Consider the following 18,505-nt stretch of genomic DNA (forward strand, 5'->3'; position numbering starts at 1 on the left):
TTCTTATCTAATTTTGATCAAATGGTCTGCACATAGGCCGGGTGCTTTTTGTGCAGACCATTTCTAAAAAAATCCACAGAAAAAAGAATATTATTAGTATTTGGGTTTTACGTTTTCTTTAATGACATCTTTAATTATTATCTTTGTTTTTATATTTATTTTTTGATCATTATCAAAAATGGGAATGAATTTTGATTACGAATCAACCAGTGATTCATGTGTATATGAATTGTGTATAGGAGGGTTATATGGGAAAAAATAAAATGACTCCCTCGCAGAAACGACAGGCAATATGGGGATGGGCCTTTATCACGCCTACAATGCTGGGACTTATAATTCTTAACTTTTATCCGGCGATCAATACAGTATATCAGTCTTTTTGTAAAACAGGAGATTTTGGAAGAGGCAACATATTTGTCGGCATAGAGAACTATAAGAAAGTAATTGCAAATACAGAGACATGGCAGTCATTATGGAACACTGTCAAGTACATGATAGTAGAGGTTCCGCTTGGAATCGTGATCGCACTTATTCTTGCAGTTCTTCTTCAGAAGAAATTGGCAGGCAAGACCCTGTTTAGAACTTTATATTTCCTTCCTATGGTGTGTGCACCTGCTGCAGTTGCCATGGTTTGGAAGTGGCTTTACAATCAGCAGTTCGGCCTTCTTAACAATGTATTTCATACCAATGTAGCATGGATATCCAATCCTGCGATAGCATGGATCAGTGTAGGTATCATCGGTGTATGGTCCATCATAGGCTACAACATGGTTTTATTTATAGCAGGTCTTCAGGAGATTCCCAAAGACTATTATGAAGCAGCAGAGATTGACGGCGCTTCGGGACTTAGACAGTTCTTCAGTATCACAGTACCGCTCCTTAGTCCTACGACATTTTTTATCGTACAGACCAGGATTATCGGAGCACTTACAGTATTCGATCTTATGTTCATGGTTATGGACAAGACCAATCAGGCTCTTAATAAGACACAGTCCATAGTATATCTTTTCTATACATATGCTTTTACAAACTCTAACAGAGGCTATGGCGCAACACTTGTAGTAGTACTTGTGGTCTTCATCATGATAGTAACTTTCTTCCTTCAGAAACTTGAGAAGAAGATGGTCTTCTATAACTAAGAATAATAGCTTCGGTTTTGAAGCATTAGTTTGAAAATGATGACATTTTCAAAGTGGCTAATTCCAAATAACTAGTTTAATTGGTGCTGCGAGCTACGCCAATACAAGACTTTTAGCCACTTGTTTCACTCGCAACATGAGGTTGAATATGGATAGTTTAAGTAGAAATTACAGAATAAACAGATTCTTTACATATTTAGTTCTGACAATAATGGCAATTGTAATGCTGGTTCCCTTTGCATGGATGATCCTTACGGCGGTTAAGACCAATCAGGAAGCCATTTCGGTCGATCCTTTCTATATATTCCCACAGGTTGACTGGCATTGGGAGAATTTTGGAAAAGTATGGAAGAGTTATAACTTCATTACTCTTTATAAAAATACTATACTTTTCATATTTTTCAGAGTTGTGTGTGCATGTCTTACTGCAACAATGGCAGGATATGCATTCGGAAGACTTGAGTTCCCGGGCAAGAAGCTTATGTTCTCGCTGGTACTGATCCAGATGATGATCCCATCTCAGATATTCATCATCCCTCAGTATCTTATGGTTTCAAAGCTCCATTGGATGAACACAACTGCAGGACTTGTATTCCCCGGACTTGTAACAGCTTTTGGTACATACCTTCTTAAGACAAGCTATCAGGGTCTTCCAAGAGATCTTGAAGAGGCAGCGCAGATAGATGGATGCAATATAGGACAGACATTCCTTTTTATAATGCTGCCACTTACAAGGTCAGCAATGATATCTCTTGGTATCTTCACAGCACTTTTTGCTTTCAAGGATCTTATGTGGCCTATGATCGTATGTCCTAGTGCTGAGACTACAACACTTAGCGCAGGACTTGCCAAGATGCAGGGGCAGTATGGCAATGATTATCCTACCATGATGGCATCAGCAGTTCTTGCTATCGTACCTATGATAGTGATCTACATCATCTTCCAGAAGCAGTTTGTAGAAGGAATCGCAACATCAGGCGGTAAGCTGTGATCATTGAGAAATGATAAATATAAAAAGATATCACTTATCTTCGAGAACTGATCACTAATTTTTAATAGAAGTAATATTGTTTTTACGTGAGGGATGGCATGAGCATTATATTAGACAGGAGTAGTAAAGTATTCCATTTAAAAACTAAAAATACAGAGTATCAGATCAAGATAAACGAGTATGGCATGGTACTTCATACCTATTACGGGGCGCCTTTGGGAGATGCTGATATGTCTTATCTTATCAAAGAGATAGACAGAGGATTCTCCGGCAATAGCTATGAATGCAGAGACAGAAGGGGCTTATCGCCTGATACGCTTCCTTTTGAATATTCTACAGAAGGTGCAGGAGACTATAGGATAAATGCACTTGGAATAGAAGATCCTAAGGGCGCAAGGACAAGTGATCTAAGGTATAAATCACATACTATATATGATGGAATATATACAATTGATAATATGCCTTATGTCAGATCCTCATATGAAGGAACTTCAGAATATAAGACCATGAAGGAGGCTTCGCAGGATGATAGCTGTAAAGAGGCCGAATCTACACTTGTAATAGTCCTTGAAGATAAGATTTTAGGTATTGAAGTATCTCTTGTTTACAAAGTCTTTGAAGACAAAGATATTATAGTCAGAAGCACACGTATTACCAATATTTCATCTGATGAAGTAACTCTTACCAAGGCTCAGTCCATGTCCATAGACCTTCTTCACAAAAATATGGACTATATCCACTTCCATGGACGTCATGCCATGGAGAGACAGCCTGAAAGAAAGAGGCTTACTCACGATATCCAATCGATAAGATCAAAGCGCGGTGCCAGCAGTCATCATAACAATCCTTTCGTGATACTATGTGACAAGAATGCAACAGAAGACTACGGCGAATGCTACGGCTTCATGCTTATGTATTCCGGTAACCATCTTGAAGAGATAGAGGTTGATCAGGCAGGAACTGTAAGACTTACTGCAGGAATCGGATCAGATTATTTTAGATGGAAGCTATCTTGTGGTCAGTCGTTCCAGACACCGGAAGTTATCATGGCTTATTCAGACAAGGGTCTTAATGATCTTAGCTTTTTGTATCACCAGATCATAAGAGAGAATGTATGCCCCAAAGAGTTTCGTGATATGAAGAGACCTGTCCTTATCAACAACTGGGAAGGTACATATTTTGATTTTGATGAAAAGAAGATCATGGAGATCCAGGATGCTGCAGCAGATCTTGGCTGCGAGATGTTCGTCCTTGACGATGGCTGGTTTGGTGCAAGAAATGATGATAATGCAGGACTTGGTGACTGGTATGTCAATACCAAAAAGCTCCCGGGATCTATCAAAGCTATCGCAGATCATGCCAATAGCCTTAATATGAAATTCGGCCTATGGTTTGAGCCTGAGATGGTCAATGAAGATTCTGATCTTTATAGAAATCATCCTGACTGGGCTATAACAGATGAAGGCAGAGATCCTGTAATGGGTCGCAATCAGCTGGTCCTTGATATGGGGAGGCGAGAAGTCGTAGACTACCTCTATGATATGATTTCGAAGATCCTTGACAGTGCCAATATTGAATATATCAAGTGGGACTTCAACAGATCTGTATGTAATGTATATTCCAGAGTACTTCCTGCTGACAGGCAGGGCGAAGCTTCCCACAGATTCATGCTTGGAACTTATGATCTTATGAACAGACTTCGCTCACATTATCCCAATGTCATGATAGAAGGATGTTCAGGAGGTGGCGGAAGATTTGATGCAGGTATCATGTTCTATTCGCCTCAGATATGGTGCTCTGATAACTCGGAAGCTATAGACAGACTTAGTATCCAGAAGGGCACATCCTACGGATATCCTGTCAGCACTATGGGAGCACATGTATCTGCATCTCCCAATCACCAGAACGGAAGACAGACCTCTATTATTACAAGAGGTATAGTCGCAATGTCAGGAACCTTTGGATATGAGCTGGATCCAAGGAAACTCTCAGAATCAGACAAGGATATCATAAGGCAGCAGATAAGGGATTTTAACAGGTTCTACTTCCTGATCCAGAAAGGCAGATACTTTAGACTGACAGATAATGAGACAGAAGAGTATTTTGTTTCATGGGAGTTTGTATCTAATAGTAAGGATGAAGCTCTTATAAGCCTTGTGATGAAAGATGTGCATGCTAATCCTGTGATACCTCACATTAAGCTAAGAGGACTTGATGCTGATACCGTATACAAGGTTGATTATTGCAGATCTTCAGTGGAGGATACACCTGAAGACGTAGGTATCAGGAGATCCAAACTTGAGGACATGACATTTACAGGAGCAGCACTTATGAATGCAGGATTTGCTTTTGATCCTATGTACGGAGTATATCCATCTGTGCAGTTGCATTTTACTAAAGCTTGAAACAATAATACATAACTTAATATAACTTGTGATTCATTCCCATAATCCTATACACAAGTAAAAGAGTACCCGTGGTTCCCATAGCCCGGGTATTCTTTTTTCATAATAATAGATAACCAAAAAGAGCGTATAATAAAAAGTGGCAGGATTTTGATAGTTTTAAAGAAGAAAGTGGCTTTTCTTCAATATATTATAGGTAATTGCGAAACTCGCCGTGCGCGTTCGCAATCTTGAATTTAAACAAGGAAGAATTCATGCAGAGCATGAATTCTCTGATACAAAATGTGAACCGTCAGTTTTAGGCGCACTTTAATAAGCATATGGCTTCATGAAGTTGGTAAGTCCTACGCGATTAGAGGTTTTGCACTACGTATATATTCATGGTGTTTGATTTTGTCAGCGAGAACGACGGTGATGAGCTGAGTGATACCTGCAAGGATAAGGTCGGCATGCAAGGTTTTTTCATTTTGTGTGCGACGCCCTGCTAAACAAAGATAGTCTTTCATATGATTGATATCTCTTTCGACAGCAGTCCTGATTTTATAAGTATTGTTCCATTCTTCGGTACCGCGAAGTACTCCTGGATAGGCTCGTAGATTCTTTTCGGGATAAATATGTATCATACGACCGCAGGAAGAATCGGTACAAGGGTTATCGCATTGGCACTCTCGATGTTGCTTGCCGGTAGATTTATCGTAAACATATTTGATTTTTGGACAGACAAATTTGAACCTTACTAAACCATTCTTACTTGAAGATTTACCATCGGATTTCATCGGAAGTGAGTCATCATTAGGACAACAGGGTATACCGTCAGCATTTACTTTGCAATCAGGATATTTGATTCCTGCTCTACTGTTTAAAGGTATATATGCTTTTGAAAAATGTTTATCTGTTCCAAAAGTATCACCTGTAAGCAGTTGTTTATACAGAAGAGTTGAATCAAAAGCAGCATCGCCCAAAAATGTTTTGGGATTGATGAGCGGATGTTTTGAAAAGAAGTCCTGAAGTGTGGGAATGAGAAGTTTTGCGTCATGAACACATTTATCTTCGTCAGGTGAATCAGATTTCTTTTCAACAATGATATCCGGGTGAGATGCCAAAAAGTCTTTGTTGTAAAAAGAAATATGTCGGACAATTCCCAGGCCGTTTGTCACAATGCCAAACTTGAAAACGTAGCAGAAATGGCCGTTGATATATAACTGTTTGATTTCAGGATTGGCAGAAGCATGAGAAGGCATCAATCCATAAGCTGCCTTATAGGGATCATAGGATTTATAAAAACCCATTGCTTTGGCATATGCCTTAAGCTGTTTGATGATCCTGTTAGCATACTTGGGATTGTTTTCAGTGACAAAGGCTTCAATCCCAGAAGAATCAAAGATGGTCATGTTGGCTTTTGCAGAATCAATAGCCTGACAGATAGGCTCGGTAATATCGACGAGCTTATCAAAAACAAGCTGTAAGTCATCCAGAAAATCTTGCTTAAAGCGGGTTATTTTAGAAGCATCAGGAACTTTGGTAAAACCACAGAATTCACGAAGTGGCTTCGAGTATGCAAGAAAGACCAGTAGAAGCTGATCTGTGGGGATAGTAAAAATGCGTTGGATAATTAAAGCCCAGAGCATAGCTTTTAATGGGTATTTACGGGATCTTCCCGTTGATGCATAGAAATGCTTTATAAAAGAAAGCGGAATAATTTCATCAAGGTCGATATGGTTTTCTAATAGAGACAAAAACGCAGGCTTGTCATTTTCAAATTTATCTTGGCAATCTGCATAGATATCAGCCAAAGAAAGCTGTTTATATGGTATCATATATATCAGAATAACTCCTTTCTTGGTATTGGTCAGTGGTTTCTCGTCAATTCTATTGTACCATATCCGGTGAGGGGTTATTCATTTTTTATAGAGCAAAAGTGCCGTATTTATGCGGCTTTTGGCGTTTCGCAAACGCCTATTCAATATATTATTAAAAGGGGGATTTGCAGACTATGGACTATGATATGGCAGCATCTTTTTGGGAAAGAAAGACATCAGAATTCCCAATGGAAGAATCGGAGCTTAGAGGCGCAGTTGATGCCTTTGTAGGAAGACATAAGATATGCGCATTGGCTACAGGTAGCGGCGATTTTGTTCGCAACACTCCGATAGAATACAACTACACTGGTGGCAAGTTCTGGTTTTTCTCAGAAGGAGGACTTAAATTCAAAGCTCTTAAGGATAACAAGAATGTATGTCTTGCAATATATGAAGAAAGTTCTGATTTTGGAAGTCTTCATGGCATGCAGATATACGGAGTAGCCCAGGTGGTGGAGCACTTTACAAGTGAATATAATAAACTCCTTGAATACAAGAAGATACCACTTGATGCTGTTAAGAAGATGGAGGAGCCTATCAATCTTATCAAGGTAGTGCCCAAAGAGATCGACTTTCTGAATTCGGATTTTAAGAAAAACGGTTTTGACTCAAGGCAGCATCTAAGCCTTTGATAATACCAATGTTCCTGAAAAGGCTATAACAATGGGTATAAGGACTATAATGCAGGCAGGTATCGTATTGCTTATAGCAAGCGGCAAGGACAAGGCTGAGATCATATGAAAATTATTAATGGATCTGTATATACAGAAGATTATAGATTTAGTCCAAAGGATATCTGTATCAAAGGAGAATATTTTGACGGAATAACAGATCGTCAAAAAGTGGGTGACAAGACATCGGACACGGATTCTTTAGATGATGACATCATAATAGATGCCAAGTCAGACTACGTAATCCCGGGACTTATTGATGTTCATGTACATGGATGCCACAACAGCGATTTCTGCGATGCTACCTATGAATCCATAAGTGACTTCTTAAGCTATGAAGCATCAGTTGGTGTCACCTCCATATGTCCTACTACTATGACGATCCCTGAGGATAAGCTTTTAAATGTAGCAAGAGTAACAGGAGATTATTTTAACAAGATAGTAGAAGATGAAGATGCGATCAAAGCTCATAAGAAGGAAGCTTCTTTTCTGGGTATTAACATGGAAGGGCCTTTTATATCTCCTGAGAAAAAAGGCTCCCAGGAACTATCTGATATAAAGCTTCCGGATGTGTCTCTGGTAAGAAAGATGCAGGATCTGTCCGGCGGTAAGATCTGCATGGTAGATATCGCTCCTGAAAGAGACGGCGCTATGGATTTTATCAAAGAGTTAAAAGATGAAGTAGTCATATCCATAGCTCATACAGCTTCTGACTATGACACAGCAGTTAAAGCTATGGAACTTGGAGCTCTTCATGTAACTCACCTGTACAACGCCATGAGCCCTTATCATCACAGAGAGCCGGGAGTTGTGGGCGCTGTAATTGATAATAAAGAGTGCTATGCAGAGCTTATTACAGATGGTATCCATCATCACAGTACAGTTGACTGCTCGACTTTCACACTGCTTGGAGATGAGAGAGTTGTCATTATAAGTGATAGTATGCGTGCTGTCGGCATGCCGGATGGAGAGTATGAGTTTGGAGGTCACAAGGTATATGTTAAGGGCAGAAGAGCAACACTATCTGACGGTACTATAGCTGCCAGCGTTTCTAATCTGTATGAATGCATGATAACCTGTATAAAAGATATCAAGGTTCCTATAGAGAGCGCAGTCAGGGCTGCGACTATCAATGCTGCAAGATCTGTTCGTATGGACAGGATGTATGGAAGTATCACTAAAGGCAAATATGCAGATGTCCTGATCATAGATAAGGATACACTTGAACTTAAAAAAGTAATATTAAGGGGAAATGTACTATAAAGCTCATAGGGAATCATTCATAAGAATATATTGAAGGAGGCACAATGAAGGCACTTTTTATTGGAGGTACAGGAACTATAAGTACTGCTATAGTCAAAAGACTTGCAGAAGATAAAAATTGGGAAGTTTACCTTTTGAATCGAGGTAACAGAAGTGAAGTTGTTCCTGAAGGAGTTCATCAGATAATAGCGGATATTAACGATGAAGAGGCTGTATCTGATGCTATTAAGGATCTGTATTTTGACAGTGTGTGCGAGTTTATTGGTTTTACCAAAGATCAGGTTGAAAGGGATTACCGCCTTTTCAAAGATAAGACAAGGCAGTATATCTATACAAGCTCAGCATCTGCTTATCACAAGCCGGCGGCAAGTTTCGTGATAACAGAAGGCACGGCTCTGGCTAATCCTCATTGGGAGTATTCGAGGAATAAGATTGCCTGCGAAGAGTTTCTTATGGACAAGTACAGAAATGAGGGATTCCCTGTTACAATAGTGCGTCCGAGTCATACTTATGACGAAAGAAATATCCCTGTTGGTGTTCACGGAAGTAAGGGGTCTTGGCAGGTTATTAAGCGTATGATGGAAGGTAAGCCTGTTATCATACATGGCGACGGTACATCTCTTTGGGCTCTAACTTTCAACAAGGACTTTGCGACCGGGTATACAGCACTTATGGGCAACAGACATGCAATCGGAGAAGCTTTCCAGATAACAGGAGATGAGATTCTTACATGGAATCAGATATACCAGACAATAGCAGATGCTCTTGGAGTTAAGCTAAATGCTTATCACGTATCATCTTATTTCCTGGCACAAGCTGGCGCTAAGAAAGGATACGACTTTGAAGGCGGCCTTATCGGAGACAAGGCTGTATCTGTAGTCTTTGATAACACTAAGCTGAAAAGGCTTGCGCCTACTATGACTACGACGATTCCTTTCCATGAAGGAGTCAGGATAGCTCTTGATTATATACAATCTCATCCTGAAGAGTGTCAAAGAGATGATCCTGAATTCGATGCATGGTGTGATAATGTTATAGCTGCACTTGAAAAAGCAAAGCAAAGCATCGGGTGAATTGTTCATCACCGGAAAATAATGTTCAAACTTCGAAACTTGATAGGTGCAATATCCTTAAAGGCTCTGCCGAAATGGATGTTGCACCTTTTTTAGTGTAAAGATTTAGTGAGATTCTTATAGTTGTGCAATTATAAGAATGCATTCTGTCGCATATTTAAAACAATCTGTCAGATGGGTATTGCATTTAGGTTAAAATGTATTACTATTTAGTAATGCAAGTGTCAAAAGAACTTTTTGTGACCAATTTGGGTTTGAAAGTGGAACACTTTCAAACTTATGATCAAAAAATAAATTTGTTTAAGAGGTAAAAGTGATGGATTATTTTGGAAAGTTTTGCTTATTATTTGGCGGCTTTTGGTTGCTAATTTCTGTGGCAGTATTAGTTCCTTTAGCAATAACCTTAGGTGGATCTGATCCTGATTCAATGTTATTTATAGCGCTTTTTATGCTCCTGTTTTTTACTATAGGAGGAGTCTTTTTTGGAATTGGACTGAAGCAACTGTTTAAAAGAAATAAGATCCTAAAAAATGGAACAGCATATTATGCTAAAATCGTTGCATATGAAGAAGATAGCAGGATATTGGTAAATGGACGTCCACTTACTAATATTGTGGTGAGATATTATGACAAAAGCGGTAGAATGAATAATGCTACTGTAAGCCCTAACGGAAGTATAAAAGGTGGATTCCCTCTTGGAGGAACAGTTGAGATTGTCGAATACGAGGGAGAAACAATTCTTAAGAGCAAGAAAGCAGTCAATATGAAAATTCAAGGTGAAGAGAACCTTATGATGTCATATAACGGCGGAGCAGTATCTGTTGATCAGATCCGTCCGGAGAGTTATTACTGTCCTCACTGCGGCGCTAATCTTATGATCGCAAGAGGACAGACAGTAAAGTGCCCTTATTGCGACAGCTTCGTAACCAATACAAGGCAGTTTGCATGAGCGATTTATAGCTATCTCGAAGCAAAATGACTTTTGATCAATAGGCAATTTACATTAGTTATCTTTTTAAAAAAGTAATATCTGTAATGAAAATGAACAGCCTCTATACGTTTAATTCCTAACGTATAGAGGCTGTAATTGTTATCGGAAATCAGAAATCAACTTCTGTATCGTAGTAGCAGCACTTAAGGAGCTTTTCCATCTCTTCCTGAGAAGGCTGGCGAGGATTAGATCCTGTGCAGGCATCAAGGATAGCATTAGCTGCTATGTCATGGAGCCTGTCAAGGAATACATCTTCAGGAACAAAGCCTTGCTCTGCATAATAGCTGTCTGCGCCGTAGTTCTTGATGCAGTGAGGGATCTTGAGATCATCATTCATCTTGCGAAGATAAGCGATAAGGAGCTTAACTTTCTCTTCATCGCTTGATCCGCCGAGGTTCATAACATCAGCGATCTTGCCGTATCTCTTTAAAGCTACAGGGTCTTTTGCGTTAAATGCAATAACCTTAGGAAGATACATAGCATTGGCAGCGCCGTGGATGATGTGAGCACCATGATCTGCAAATGCTGCACCTGTCTTGTGAGCCATAGAGTGAACTATACCAAGAAGAGCATTAGAGAATGCCATACCTGCAAGACACTGAGCGTTGTGCATAGCATCACGCTTGTCCATATCTCCGTTGTAAGATCCTACAAGATCAGCCTGGATCATCTCTATTGCATGAAGAGCAAGAGGATCTGTATAGTCACAGTTAGCGGTAGATACATAAGCTTCGATAGCATGTGTGATAGCGTCCATACCTGTATGGGCTACGAGCTTCTGAGGCATTGTATGAGCAAGCTCAGGATCTACGATAGCAACATCAGGAGTGATCTCGAAGTCAGCTATAGGATACTTGATACCCTTCTTATAGTCTGTGATGATGGAGAATGCTGTAACCTCTGTAGCAGTACCGGATGTAGATGATATAGCACAGAATTTAGCCTTGGTACGAAGCTTTGGAAGACCGAATACCTTGCACATATCTTCGAAGGTAGTATCAGGATACTCGTACTTGATCCACATAGCTTTGGCAGCATCTATTGGTGAACCGCCGCCTATAGCAACGATCCAGTCAGGACCGAACTTCTGCATAGCTTCAGCACCCTTCATAACAGTATCAACGGACGGATCGGGCTCGATACCTTCAAAAAGTTCTACTTCCATGCCGGCTTCTTTGAGATAGGATACAACCTTATCAAGGAAACCGAACTTCTTCATGGATCCGCCACCTACGCATACGATGGCCTTTTTGCCTTCGAAGGTCTTGAGGGCTTCAAGAGCGCCTTTTCCGTGATATACGTCTCTGGGTAAAGTAAAACGTGCCATAAAATCTCCTCCTAATTTATATAGTTTTTGTTATTGAATTAACAATGTAACACATATATTTTATCACAAAATAATAATATATGATGTTAATTTATTGTAAATTATATATAAAAGGCAGACTTTGTCAGATAATTGTTTTTTGACGTAATATCGAATATGCCTTATGATTAATATACGGTCTTCGTAGTTGGCAACATGTTCAGACACGAGGAGGTTATCTATGATAAGAATAACTGAAACTATCAAAAAGAGTATCGTAATATTAGTATCATCGGCGATCATATTGTTAGCTCTGTGGAGCGGGTCTTATATTACATCTTATGCTAATGGCACTGCTGAAAATGTCCTTGGCTCTCTAACAACTTATGCTGCGAACAAAGATTATGGCAAGGCAGCAGAATACCTACATGATATTTATAAAGATAAAAGTATATACAGTCTTGGAGTATCATCTGGCCTTCCTGTAATTAAAGATAACGGAGACGGAACTGGATGCGGACTGTATCAGGGAGTTGACTCATTCCCTGATGGCAATCCCTCCATATATTTCTATTACGGAGGTATGGCTGGCGGCTTAAGGACAGGAGAAGGAGTTATATTATGCTGGTTCTGGAATGATGAAGGAGAAGCTACCGGATATTACACCTTCGAAGGAACCTTTGCAGATGATCTTCCAAACGGATCCGGAACAGCAACTGAAGTAGTATATGGATTGTATACTAATATTACAACAGGTACATATTCAAATGGCCTTGAAAATGGTATAATGGTCGAATCGCAGATCAAAGAAGTACTTGAAGAGTTCGAATACAGAGACCTGACCTATACTTCTATAGAAGGTGTGAGGCAGGACAATACCGGAGATGCTGCTGCTCATATATACGAGCAGATAACAGCCTATGGCCTTCAGGACTACATAACCGTAGAAGAGATAGAGACTGATATCAGGAACTGGGCATATCTTCAGGGTGGTTATGTATATATGTACGATCCCAATTATACCAATGTATGCAACCATGGATTTGGCTTTGACGAAGATGACGGACCCTTCTGTAATTATGAGTGGTGCGTATGGACTACGGATGGGTCTTTAAACGGCGTAAGGCATCTGGCATCATGATTGGTTTAGTCCTACTTGAATAGTGCGGTATAATCAAAGGATTTTCAGGAACGGGCAGTATATAGGTCAGTGCCATGATTCTTGATTGTTTTATCAAGTTCATGGTACGATATCCGGACATTTTCATTTATGTTTGCAACATGCAATATGACGTCATAGAAGGATTTTTATATAAAAATCCTATCTATAATAACTAAAAACATTCTGGAATCAATGATTTTGGAATGTTTTTTTATTGCATCTTAACTATGTTTTCCTATATTAATCTAAAAATTGTATCCAAATTGTAAAAGAATTTTGAAGAAAGATAGAAGAATTTTCGATTTTTTTAGATTAACGGTTTATTATAATTCATTTATCACAAAGAGGGAGGGTCACCCCGGCCAATCGGCAGGTGATCATCTGAAATTTATTTTTAAATGGAGGGTAAATTATGAAGAAACAGTTACTCAAACAGGCACTGAGCCTTGGTATGGCTGCAGCACTTCTTGTTGGTTGCTCAGGCGGATCAACCGGTGGGGATACAACAGGATCCGGAACTGATACAGGTACTGAGAATCAGACACAGCAGACAGATGGCGGATCAGATACTGGTGCAGCAGATGCCGGCGATATCACTGTTGGCGTATCAATGCCTACTAAGGATCTCCAGAGATGGAATCAGGATGGCGCTAACATGCAGGCAGAGCTTGAAGCTGCAGGCTACAAGGTAGACCTTCAGTATGCTTCAAACGATGTTCAGCAGCAGCTTTCTCAGGTTGAGAACATGATCAACAATCAGGTTGACGTTCTCGTTATCGCTGCTATTGAAGGCTCTTCACTTGGTGAAGCTCTTGATATGGCTAAGACAGCAGGTATTCCTGTTATCGCTTATGACCGTCTTCTTATGAACTCAGATGCAGTTTCTTACTATGCTACATTCGATAACTACATGGTAGGAACAGTTCAGGGTCAGTACATCATCGATGAGCTTGATCTTGACAATGCTGAAGGACCATTCAACCTTGAGATTACAGCAGGTGATCCTGGTGATAACAACGCTATGTTCTTCTATAACGGTGCTATGGATCTTCTCAAACCTTACATTGAGTCCGGCAAGCTTGTAATTCAGTCAGGCCAGCAGGAATTCGAAGATGTAGCTACAGCAGTTTGGGCTACAGAGACAGCTCAGTCAAGAGCAGAGAACATTCTTTCATCCTACTATGCAGATGGAACCAACGTTGATGTATGGCTTTGCTCTAACGACTCTACAGCACTTGGTGTTGAGAACGCTCTTGCAGCTAACTACAACGGTGAATATCCTATCGTAACCGGTCAGGACTGCGATATTGAGAATACTAAGAACATGATCGCAGATCCTCCAAAGCAGTCAATGTCAGTATTCAAGGATACACGTACACTTGCTTCTCAGGTTGTTAAGATGGTTACTCAGATCGTTAACGGCGAGACAGTTGATGTTAATGATACAGATACATACAACAATGGTGTGATCACAGTTCCTTCATACCTTTGCGAGCCTGTATTTGCAGATGCATCTAACTACAAAGAGCTTCTTATTGATTCCGGATATTACACAGAGGATCAGCTTAAGTAATTAAGTCATAATCTCGGAGTGAGCGGTTTCTGAGAGATCGTTCACTCCGTTTTTTGAATAATGGATTTTTACAGATTCATTATGTTGTTGGTGCCCCGGGCACGTTTCAGAGTAGGTAAAAAGGGAGAGTAAAAAGTGCTATGACATTATTGGAAATGAAAAACATAACCAAGACCTTCCCCGGAGTCAAGGCGCTTGATAATGTAAATTTCAAGGTCGAAGAGGGCGAGATACATGCTCTTGTAGGCGAGAATGGTGCCGGCAAGTCCACACTTATGAATGTACTAAGTGGAGTATATCCATATGGCTCCTATGAAGGGGATATCATTTATGATGGTGAGGTCTGCCAGTTTGCAAAGATCAAGGATTCAGAGAGAAAAGGTATAGTTATAATACACCAGGAACTTGCTCTTGTGCCGGAGATGTCTATCGGTGAGAACATGTATCTTGGTAATGAAAAGGGTAGCAAATCAAGAATCAACTGGAATGAGACATATTCCGAAGCAGATAAATATCTTAAGATGGTAGGACTGTCAGAGTCTTCAAGAACACCTGTAAGAGCCCTTGGAACAGGTAAGCAGCAGCTCGTAGAGATTGCCAAAGCTCTTGCCAAGAAAGCAAGACTCCTTATTCTGGATGAGCCTACATCTTCACTAAATGAGACAGATTCTAAGGCACTTCTTGATCTTATGCTTGAGTTTAAGAAGCAGGGTATGACTATGATCATCATAACCCACAAGCTCAATGAAGTATCTTATGTTGCAGATAATATTACGGTCCTGAGAGATGGTGGAACAGTAGAGACAATCAGTAACCAAGGGAAGGAACCTATCTCTGAAGACCGTATTATAAAGGGAATGGTAGGTCGTGAGATTACAGACAGATTCCCTAAGCGTCCCGATGTTAAGGTTGGTGACATAGAGCTTGAGGTTGATAACTGGAATGTATATCATCCTCTTTATCCTGAAAGAAAAGTTGTTGATAACGTATCACTGTATGCAAGAAAAGGCGAAGTTGTAGGCCTCTACGGACTTATGGGAGCCGGAAGAACAGAGCTTGCCATGAGTATCTTCGGTCAGTCCTACGGTATCAATATATCAGGACAGCTCAAGATTGATGGCAAGGAAGTACACATGAAGAAGAGTACAAGTGATGCCATCAAGCACAAAATCGCATATGTAACAGAAGACAGAAAGGGCAACGGACTTGTTCTGTCACAGTCTATCAAGGTTAATACAACTCTTGCTAATCTCGATAGCATATCAAATAAATATGTTATTGATAAAGATAAGGAATATAACATAGCTGTTGATTACAAAGAAAGACTTAAGACCAAATGTCCTTCTGTAGAACAGAACGTTGGTAATCTTTCTGGTGGTAACCAGCAGAAGGTCCTTCTTGCAAAGTGGCTTTTTGCAGATCCTGATATCCTGATCCTTGATGAGCCTACAAGAGGTATCGACGTTGGTGCCAAGTATGAGATCTACTGCATCATCAACGATATGGTAAGAGAAGGTAAGACTGTCATTATGATTTCTTCAGAGCTTCCTGAAGTGCTGGGTATGAGTGACAGAATATATATTATGAATGAAGCAAAGATTGTCGGAGAGATGCCGGCAGCTGAGGCTACACAGGAGAACATAATGGCTGCAATTCTTAGGTCAGGGAAGGAGGCAACAGCATGAAAACAGGTGTCGTTTCTTCCTTTTTCCAGAAATATACAATGATCCTTGCGCTCATTGTAGTAGTTATATTCTTTGCAATTACAACAGACGGCAAGATCCTGTATGCACAGAATATCAATAACCTTATATCACAGAATGCATATGTATTCGTTCTTGCAACGGGTATGCTCATGTGTATCCTTACAGGTGGTAACATCGATCTTGCGGTTGGATCTGTAGTCTGCTTTGCAGGCGGCGTAGGTGCGGTAATGCTTAAGAGTGGCCTTAATGTATGGATCGCAGTACTTGCAATGCTTGTTATAGGTCTTCTTATCGGATACTTCCAGGGATTTTGGATTGCCTGGATCAGTGTACCTCCCTTTATAGCAACACTTGCAGGAATGTACGCTTTCAGAGGTCTTTCCAATGTAGTACTTAACGGATATGCAGTTGCTATCAATGATAAGGTTTTCCTTAATGTATTTGGCGGCGGTGCTGATTGCTATGTTCCTGATTTTTTCAAGGTAGAGAGCGTATCACTTAATGTGACCTGTCTTATAGCAGGCGCTATTGTAGCACTTATTTATCTGGCTACAACAATAAGCGGAGTTATCAAGGAAAAGAAACTTGCTATCGCTTCAGAGAACCCTGCGATCAAGCTTGTAAAGGCAGTTGTCATCTGCATTATCATTATGGTATTTGCATATATACTTGCAAGCTATAAGGGTATTCCTTCAGGTCTTGTATGGATAGCTGCAGTAATGCTTATATACAACTATATACTTAACAACACTGCTATAGGTCGTTATCTGTATGCAGTAGGTGGTAATGAGAAGGCTACTGCACTTTCCGGTGTTAATACCAAGCTCGTATACTTTATTGCATATGCGAACATGGGATTCCTTGCAGGTCTTGCCGGTATCCTTACAGTAGCAAGAGCTTCATCAGCTCAGCCTACATATGGTCAGGGATATGAGATGGATGCTATTGCTGCCTGCTTCATAGGTGGCGCATCTGCTTATGGCGGAACAGGTAAGATATCCGGAGTATTCATAGGTGCGGCTCTTCTTGGCGTAATCAACCAGGGCATGAGTATCATGGGTGTAGACTCTAACTATCAGAGAGTAGTAAAGGGTATAGTACTCCTTCTGGCAGTTATGTTTGATATCATGTCCAAGAGAGAGAAGCAGTAAGGGGGGACGAGAATAAATGGAAAACGTTAAGAAAATTTTAAAATCAAATACAAGACTTCTAATTCTTGTCGCCGTATATCTTTTCTTTTGTATTACTACTAATGGTGGTATTTTCTCACCACTTAACTTTAGTGCTCTGATAGTTCAGAATGCATATGTATATATCCTTGGATGCGGTATGCTCATGTGTATGCTGACAGGTGGTAACATCGATCTGTCCTGCGGATCATTCATATGTTTCCTTGGATCTGTTGGCGGTGTGATGATGGTAGTAATGAAATGGAATGTCGGACTATCTATCGTTGCAATGCTGCTGATAGGTATCATCTATGGATGCATACTTGGAGCACTTATTGCTTATGTTAATATCCCGCCGTGGATCGCAACCCTTGTTGGTTATCTTGCATTCAGAGGAATAGGAACATCAATCCTTTCTGCTAACAGCACAACAGGTTCAATTGCTCCTATCCCGCCTGCATACCTTAAGATTTTCTCAGGTAAGCTTTTTGAAACAACCGCCAAGACAATGAATATTCCTTGTATGGTATTTGGAATAGTCAGTGTTATCATCATAGCTGTTCTTGAGATCAGAAGCAGAAGCGTTAAGATCTCTAAGGGATATGCACATGATTCATTGACTGCTATGATTGCTAAGATCGTAGTATTTGGCGCATTCATCATGCTTTTTGCATATAAGCTTGCATATGCAGGTGGTATACCTACAGCTCTTATATGGGCTCTTGCAATAGTTCTTATCTATGCTTTTATTACAGAGAAGACTACCATCGGACGTTACTTCTATACAATAGGTGGTAACAGAGAGGCTACAAGACTTTCTGGTATTGATACCAAAAAGATACTTTTCCTTGCATACCTTAATATGGCAGTTCTTACTGTAATCAGTGCATGGACCGTAGTAGCAAGATTCCAGGCTGCTAACTCAACAGCAGGAACAAACTTTGAGATGGATGCTATCTCAGCCTGCGTAGTAGGTGGTGTATCTGCATACGGTGGTAAGGGATCAGTATTTGGAGTAGTTATTGGTGCTACACTTATAGGTGTTATCAACCTTGGAATGAGCCTTATGACTATAGATCCTAACTATCAGAAAGTTATCAAGGGTGTCGTTTTGCTTGCTGCAGTTGCATTTGATATCTTCTCAGCAAGAATGGCTGCCAAGAAAAAGTAATTGACTGACTGTTTTAAGGCGTGGCC

Annotated in this window: 14 protein-coding genes; 12 read left to right on the top strand and 2 right to left on the bottom strand. The window is 40.2% G+C overall.

Annotated elements, in window-relative coordinates; genetic code table 11:
* Window positions 1–248: 248 nt before the first annotated feature.
* From I7804_RS04130 to I7804_RS04140, 3 genes are all read left to right on the top strand, one after another.
* On the top strand, window positions 249–1,139 hold the full coding sequence (locus tag I7804_RS04130; protein ID WP_248405082.1) for a carbohydrate ABC transporter permease: 891 nt from the start codon (window positions 249–251) through the stop codon (window positions 1,137–1,139).
* 148 nt (window positions 1,140–1,287) lie between these two features.
* The gene (locus I7804_RS04135; protein ID WP_248405083.1) at window positions 1,288–2,130 is read left to right on the top strand and encodes a carbohydrate ABC transporter permease; all 843 of its coding nucleotides are present in this window, start codon (window positions 1,288–1,290) and stop codon (window positions 2,128–2,130) included.
* A gap of 98 nt (window positions 2,131–2,228) precedes the next feature.
* Window positions 2,229–4,535 (top strand): alpha-galactosidase, encoded by a 2,307-nt coding sequence (locus I7804_RS04140; RefSeq protein ID WP_248405085.1) that lies wholly within the window; start codon window positions 2,229–2,231, stop codon window positions 4,533–4,535.
* Window positions 4,536–4,879: 344 nt separating this feature from the next.
* Here I7804_RS04140 and I7804_RS04145 read toward each other — a convergent pair whose 3' ends face one another.
* Window positions 4,880–6,352: a transposase gene (locus I7804_RS04145; protein ID WP_248403490.1), complete on the bottom strand. Its 1,473-nt coding sequence runs from the start codon at window positions 6,350–6,352 to the stop codon at window positions 4,880–4,882.
* 176 nt (window positions 6,353–6,528) lie between these two features.
* On the opposite strand from I7804_RS04145, the gene I7804_RS04150 reads away from it, so the two are divergent.
* From I7804_RS04150 to I7804_RS04170, 4 genes are all read left to right on the top strand, one after another.
* The gene (locus I7804_RS04150; RefSeq protein ID WP_248405086.1) at window positions 6,529–7,026 is read left to right on the top strand and encodes a pyridoxamine 5'-phosphate oxidase family protein; all 498 of its coding nucleotides are present in this window, start codon (window positions 6,529–6,531) and stop codon (window positions 7,024–7,026) included.
* 105 nt (window positions 7,027–7,131) lie between these two features.
* Entirely contained in the window at window positions 7,132–8,328 is a 1,197-nt protein-coding gene (gene nagA, locus I7804_RS04160; RefSeq protein WP_248405088.1) for an N-acetylglucosamine-6-phosphate deacetylase, read from the top strand.
* A gap of 44 nt (window positions 8,329–8,372) precedes the next feature.
* Window positions 8,373–9,401 (top strand): SDR family oxidoreductase, encoded by a 1,029-nt coding sequence (locus I7804_RS04165; protein ID WP_248405089.1) that lies wholly within the window; start codon window positions 8,373–8,375, stop codon window positions 9,399–9,401.
* Between the two features lie 316 nt (window positions 9,402–9,717).
* The gene (locus I7804_RS04170; protein WP_248405090.1) at window positions 9,718–10,350 is read left to right on the top strand and encodes a zinc ribbon domain-containing protein; all 633 of its coding nucleotides are present in this window, start codon (window positions 9,718–9,720) and stop codon (window positions 10,348–10,350) included.
* A gap of 151 nt (window positions 10,351–10,501) precedes the next feature.
* On the opposite strand, the gene I7804_RS04175 is transcribed toward I7804_RS04170, so the two are convergent.
* Window positions 10,502–11,719, bottom strand: coding sequence for an iron-containing alcohol dehydrogenase (locus tag I7804_RS04175; protein ID WP_022754781.1), 1,218 nt, complete (start codon window positions 11,717–11,719; stop codon window positions 10,502–10,504).
* A 220-nt stretch (window positions 11,720–11,939) separates the two neighbouring features.
* Between I7804_RS04175 and I7804_RS04180 the strand changes: the two genes are divergently transcribed.
* The 5 genes from I7804_RS04180 to I7804_RS04200 all read left to right on the top strand — a co-directional run bounded on the left by I7804_RS04180 (window position 11,940) and on the right by I7804_RS04200 (window position 18,479).
* On the top strand, window positions 11,940–12,839 hold the full coding sequence (locus tag I7804_RS04180; protein WP_248405091.1) for a hypothetical protein: 900 nt from the start codon (window positions 11,940–11,942) through the stop codon (window positions 12,837–12,839).
* 433 nt (window positions 12,840–13,272) lie between these two features.
* Entirely contained in the window at window positions 13,273–14,433 is a 1,161-nt protein-coding gene (locus I7804_RS04185) for a sugar-binding protein (protein WP_027203600.1), read from the top strand.
* A gap of 140 nt (window positions 14,434–14,573) precedes the next feature.
* Window positions 14,574–16,118, top strand: coding sequence for a multiple monosaccharide ABC transporter ATP-binding protein (mmsA, locus tag I7804_RS04190; protein ID WP_022754778.1), 1,545 nt, complete (start codon window positions 14,574–14,576; stop codon window positions 16,116–16,118).
* Window positions 16,115–17,290 (top strand): ABC transporter permease subunit, encoded by a 1,176-nt coding sequence (locus tag I7804_RS04195; RefSeq protein WP_248405092.1) that lies wholly within the window; start codon window positions 16,115–16,117, stop codon window positions 17,288–17,290. The genes mmsA and I7804_RS04195 overlap by 4 nt, the downstream gene beginning before the upstream one ends.
* A 16-nt stretch (window positions 17,291–17,306) precedes the next feature.
* Window positions 17,307–18,479: an ABC transporter permease subunit gene (locus I7804_RS04200; protein ID WP_022754776.1), complete on the top strand. Its 1,173-nt coding sequence runs from the start codon at window positions 17,307–17,309 to the stop codon at window positions 18,477–18,479.
* The last annotated feature ends 26 nt before the right edge of the window (window positions 18,480–18,505 follow it).

It is taken from the genome of Butyrivibrio fibrisolvens (assembly GCF_023206215.1).
GTDB lineage: Bacteria > Bacillota > Clostridia > Lachnospirales > Lachnospiraceae > Butyrivibrio > Butyrivibrio fibrisolvens_C.

Excerpts from the sequence above, each read along its gene's own strand:
- I7804_RS04130 (WP_248405082.1), top strand. The coding sequence starts at position 249 with ATGGGAAAAAATAAAATGACTCCCTCGCAGAAACGACAGGCAATATGG.
- I7804_RS04135 (WP_248405083.1), top strand. The coding sequence starts at position 1,288 with ATGGATAGTTTAAGTAGAAATTACAGAATAAACAGATTCTTTACATAT.
- I7804_RS04140 (WP_248405085.1), top strand. The coding sequence starts at position 2,229 with ATGAGCATTATATTAGACAGGAGTAGTAAAGTATTCCATTTAAAAACT.
- I7804_RS04145 (WP_248403490.1), bottom strand. The coding sequence starts at position 6,352 with ATGATACCATATAAACAGCTTTCTTTGGCTGATATCTATGCAGATTGC.
- I7804_RS04150 (WP_248405086.1), top strand. The coding sequence starts at position 6,529 with ATGGACTATGATATGGCAGCATCTTTTTGGGAAAGAAAGACATCAGAA.
- nagA (WP_248405088.1), top strand. The coding sequence starts at position 7,132 with ATGAAAATTATTAATGGATCTGTATATACAGAAGATTATAGATTTAGT.
- I7804_RS04165 (WP_248405089.1), top strand. The coding sequence starts at position 8,373 with ATGAAGGCACTTTTTATTGGAGGTACAGGAACTATAAGTACTGCTATA.
- I7804_RS04170 (WP_248405090.1), top strand. The coding sequence starts at position 9,718 with ATGGATTATTTTGGAAAGTTTTGCTTATTATTTGGCGGCTTTTGGTTG.
- I7804_RS04175 (WP_022754781.1), bottom strand. The coding sequence starts at position 11,719 with ATGGCACGTTTTACTTTACCCAGAGACGTATATCACGGAAAAGGCGCT.
- I7804_RS04180 (WP_248405091.1), top strand. The coding sequence starts at position 11,940 with ATGATAAGAATAACTGAAACTATCAAAAAGAGTATCGTAATATTAGTA.
- I7804_RS04185 (WP_027203600.1), top strand. The coding sequence starts at position 13,273 with ATGAAGAAACAGTTACTCAAACAGGCACTGAGCCTTGGTATGGCTGCA.
- mmsA (WP_022754778.1), top strand. The coding sequence starts at position 14,574 with ATGACATTATTGGAAATGAAAAACATAACCAAGACCTTCCCCGGAGTC.
- I7804_RS04195 (WP_248405092.1), top strand. The coding sequence starts at position 16,115 with ATGAAAACAGGTGTCGTTTCTTCCTTTTTCCAGAAATATACAATGATC.
- I7804_RS04200 (WP_022754776.1), top strand. The coding sequence starts at position 17,307 with ATGGAAAACGTTAAGAAAATTTTAAAATCAAATACAAGACTTCTAATT.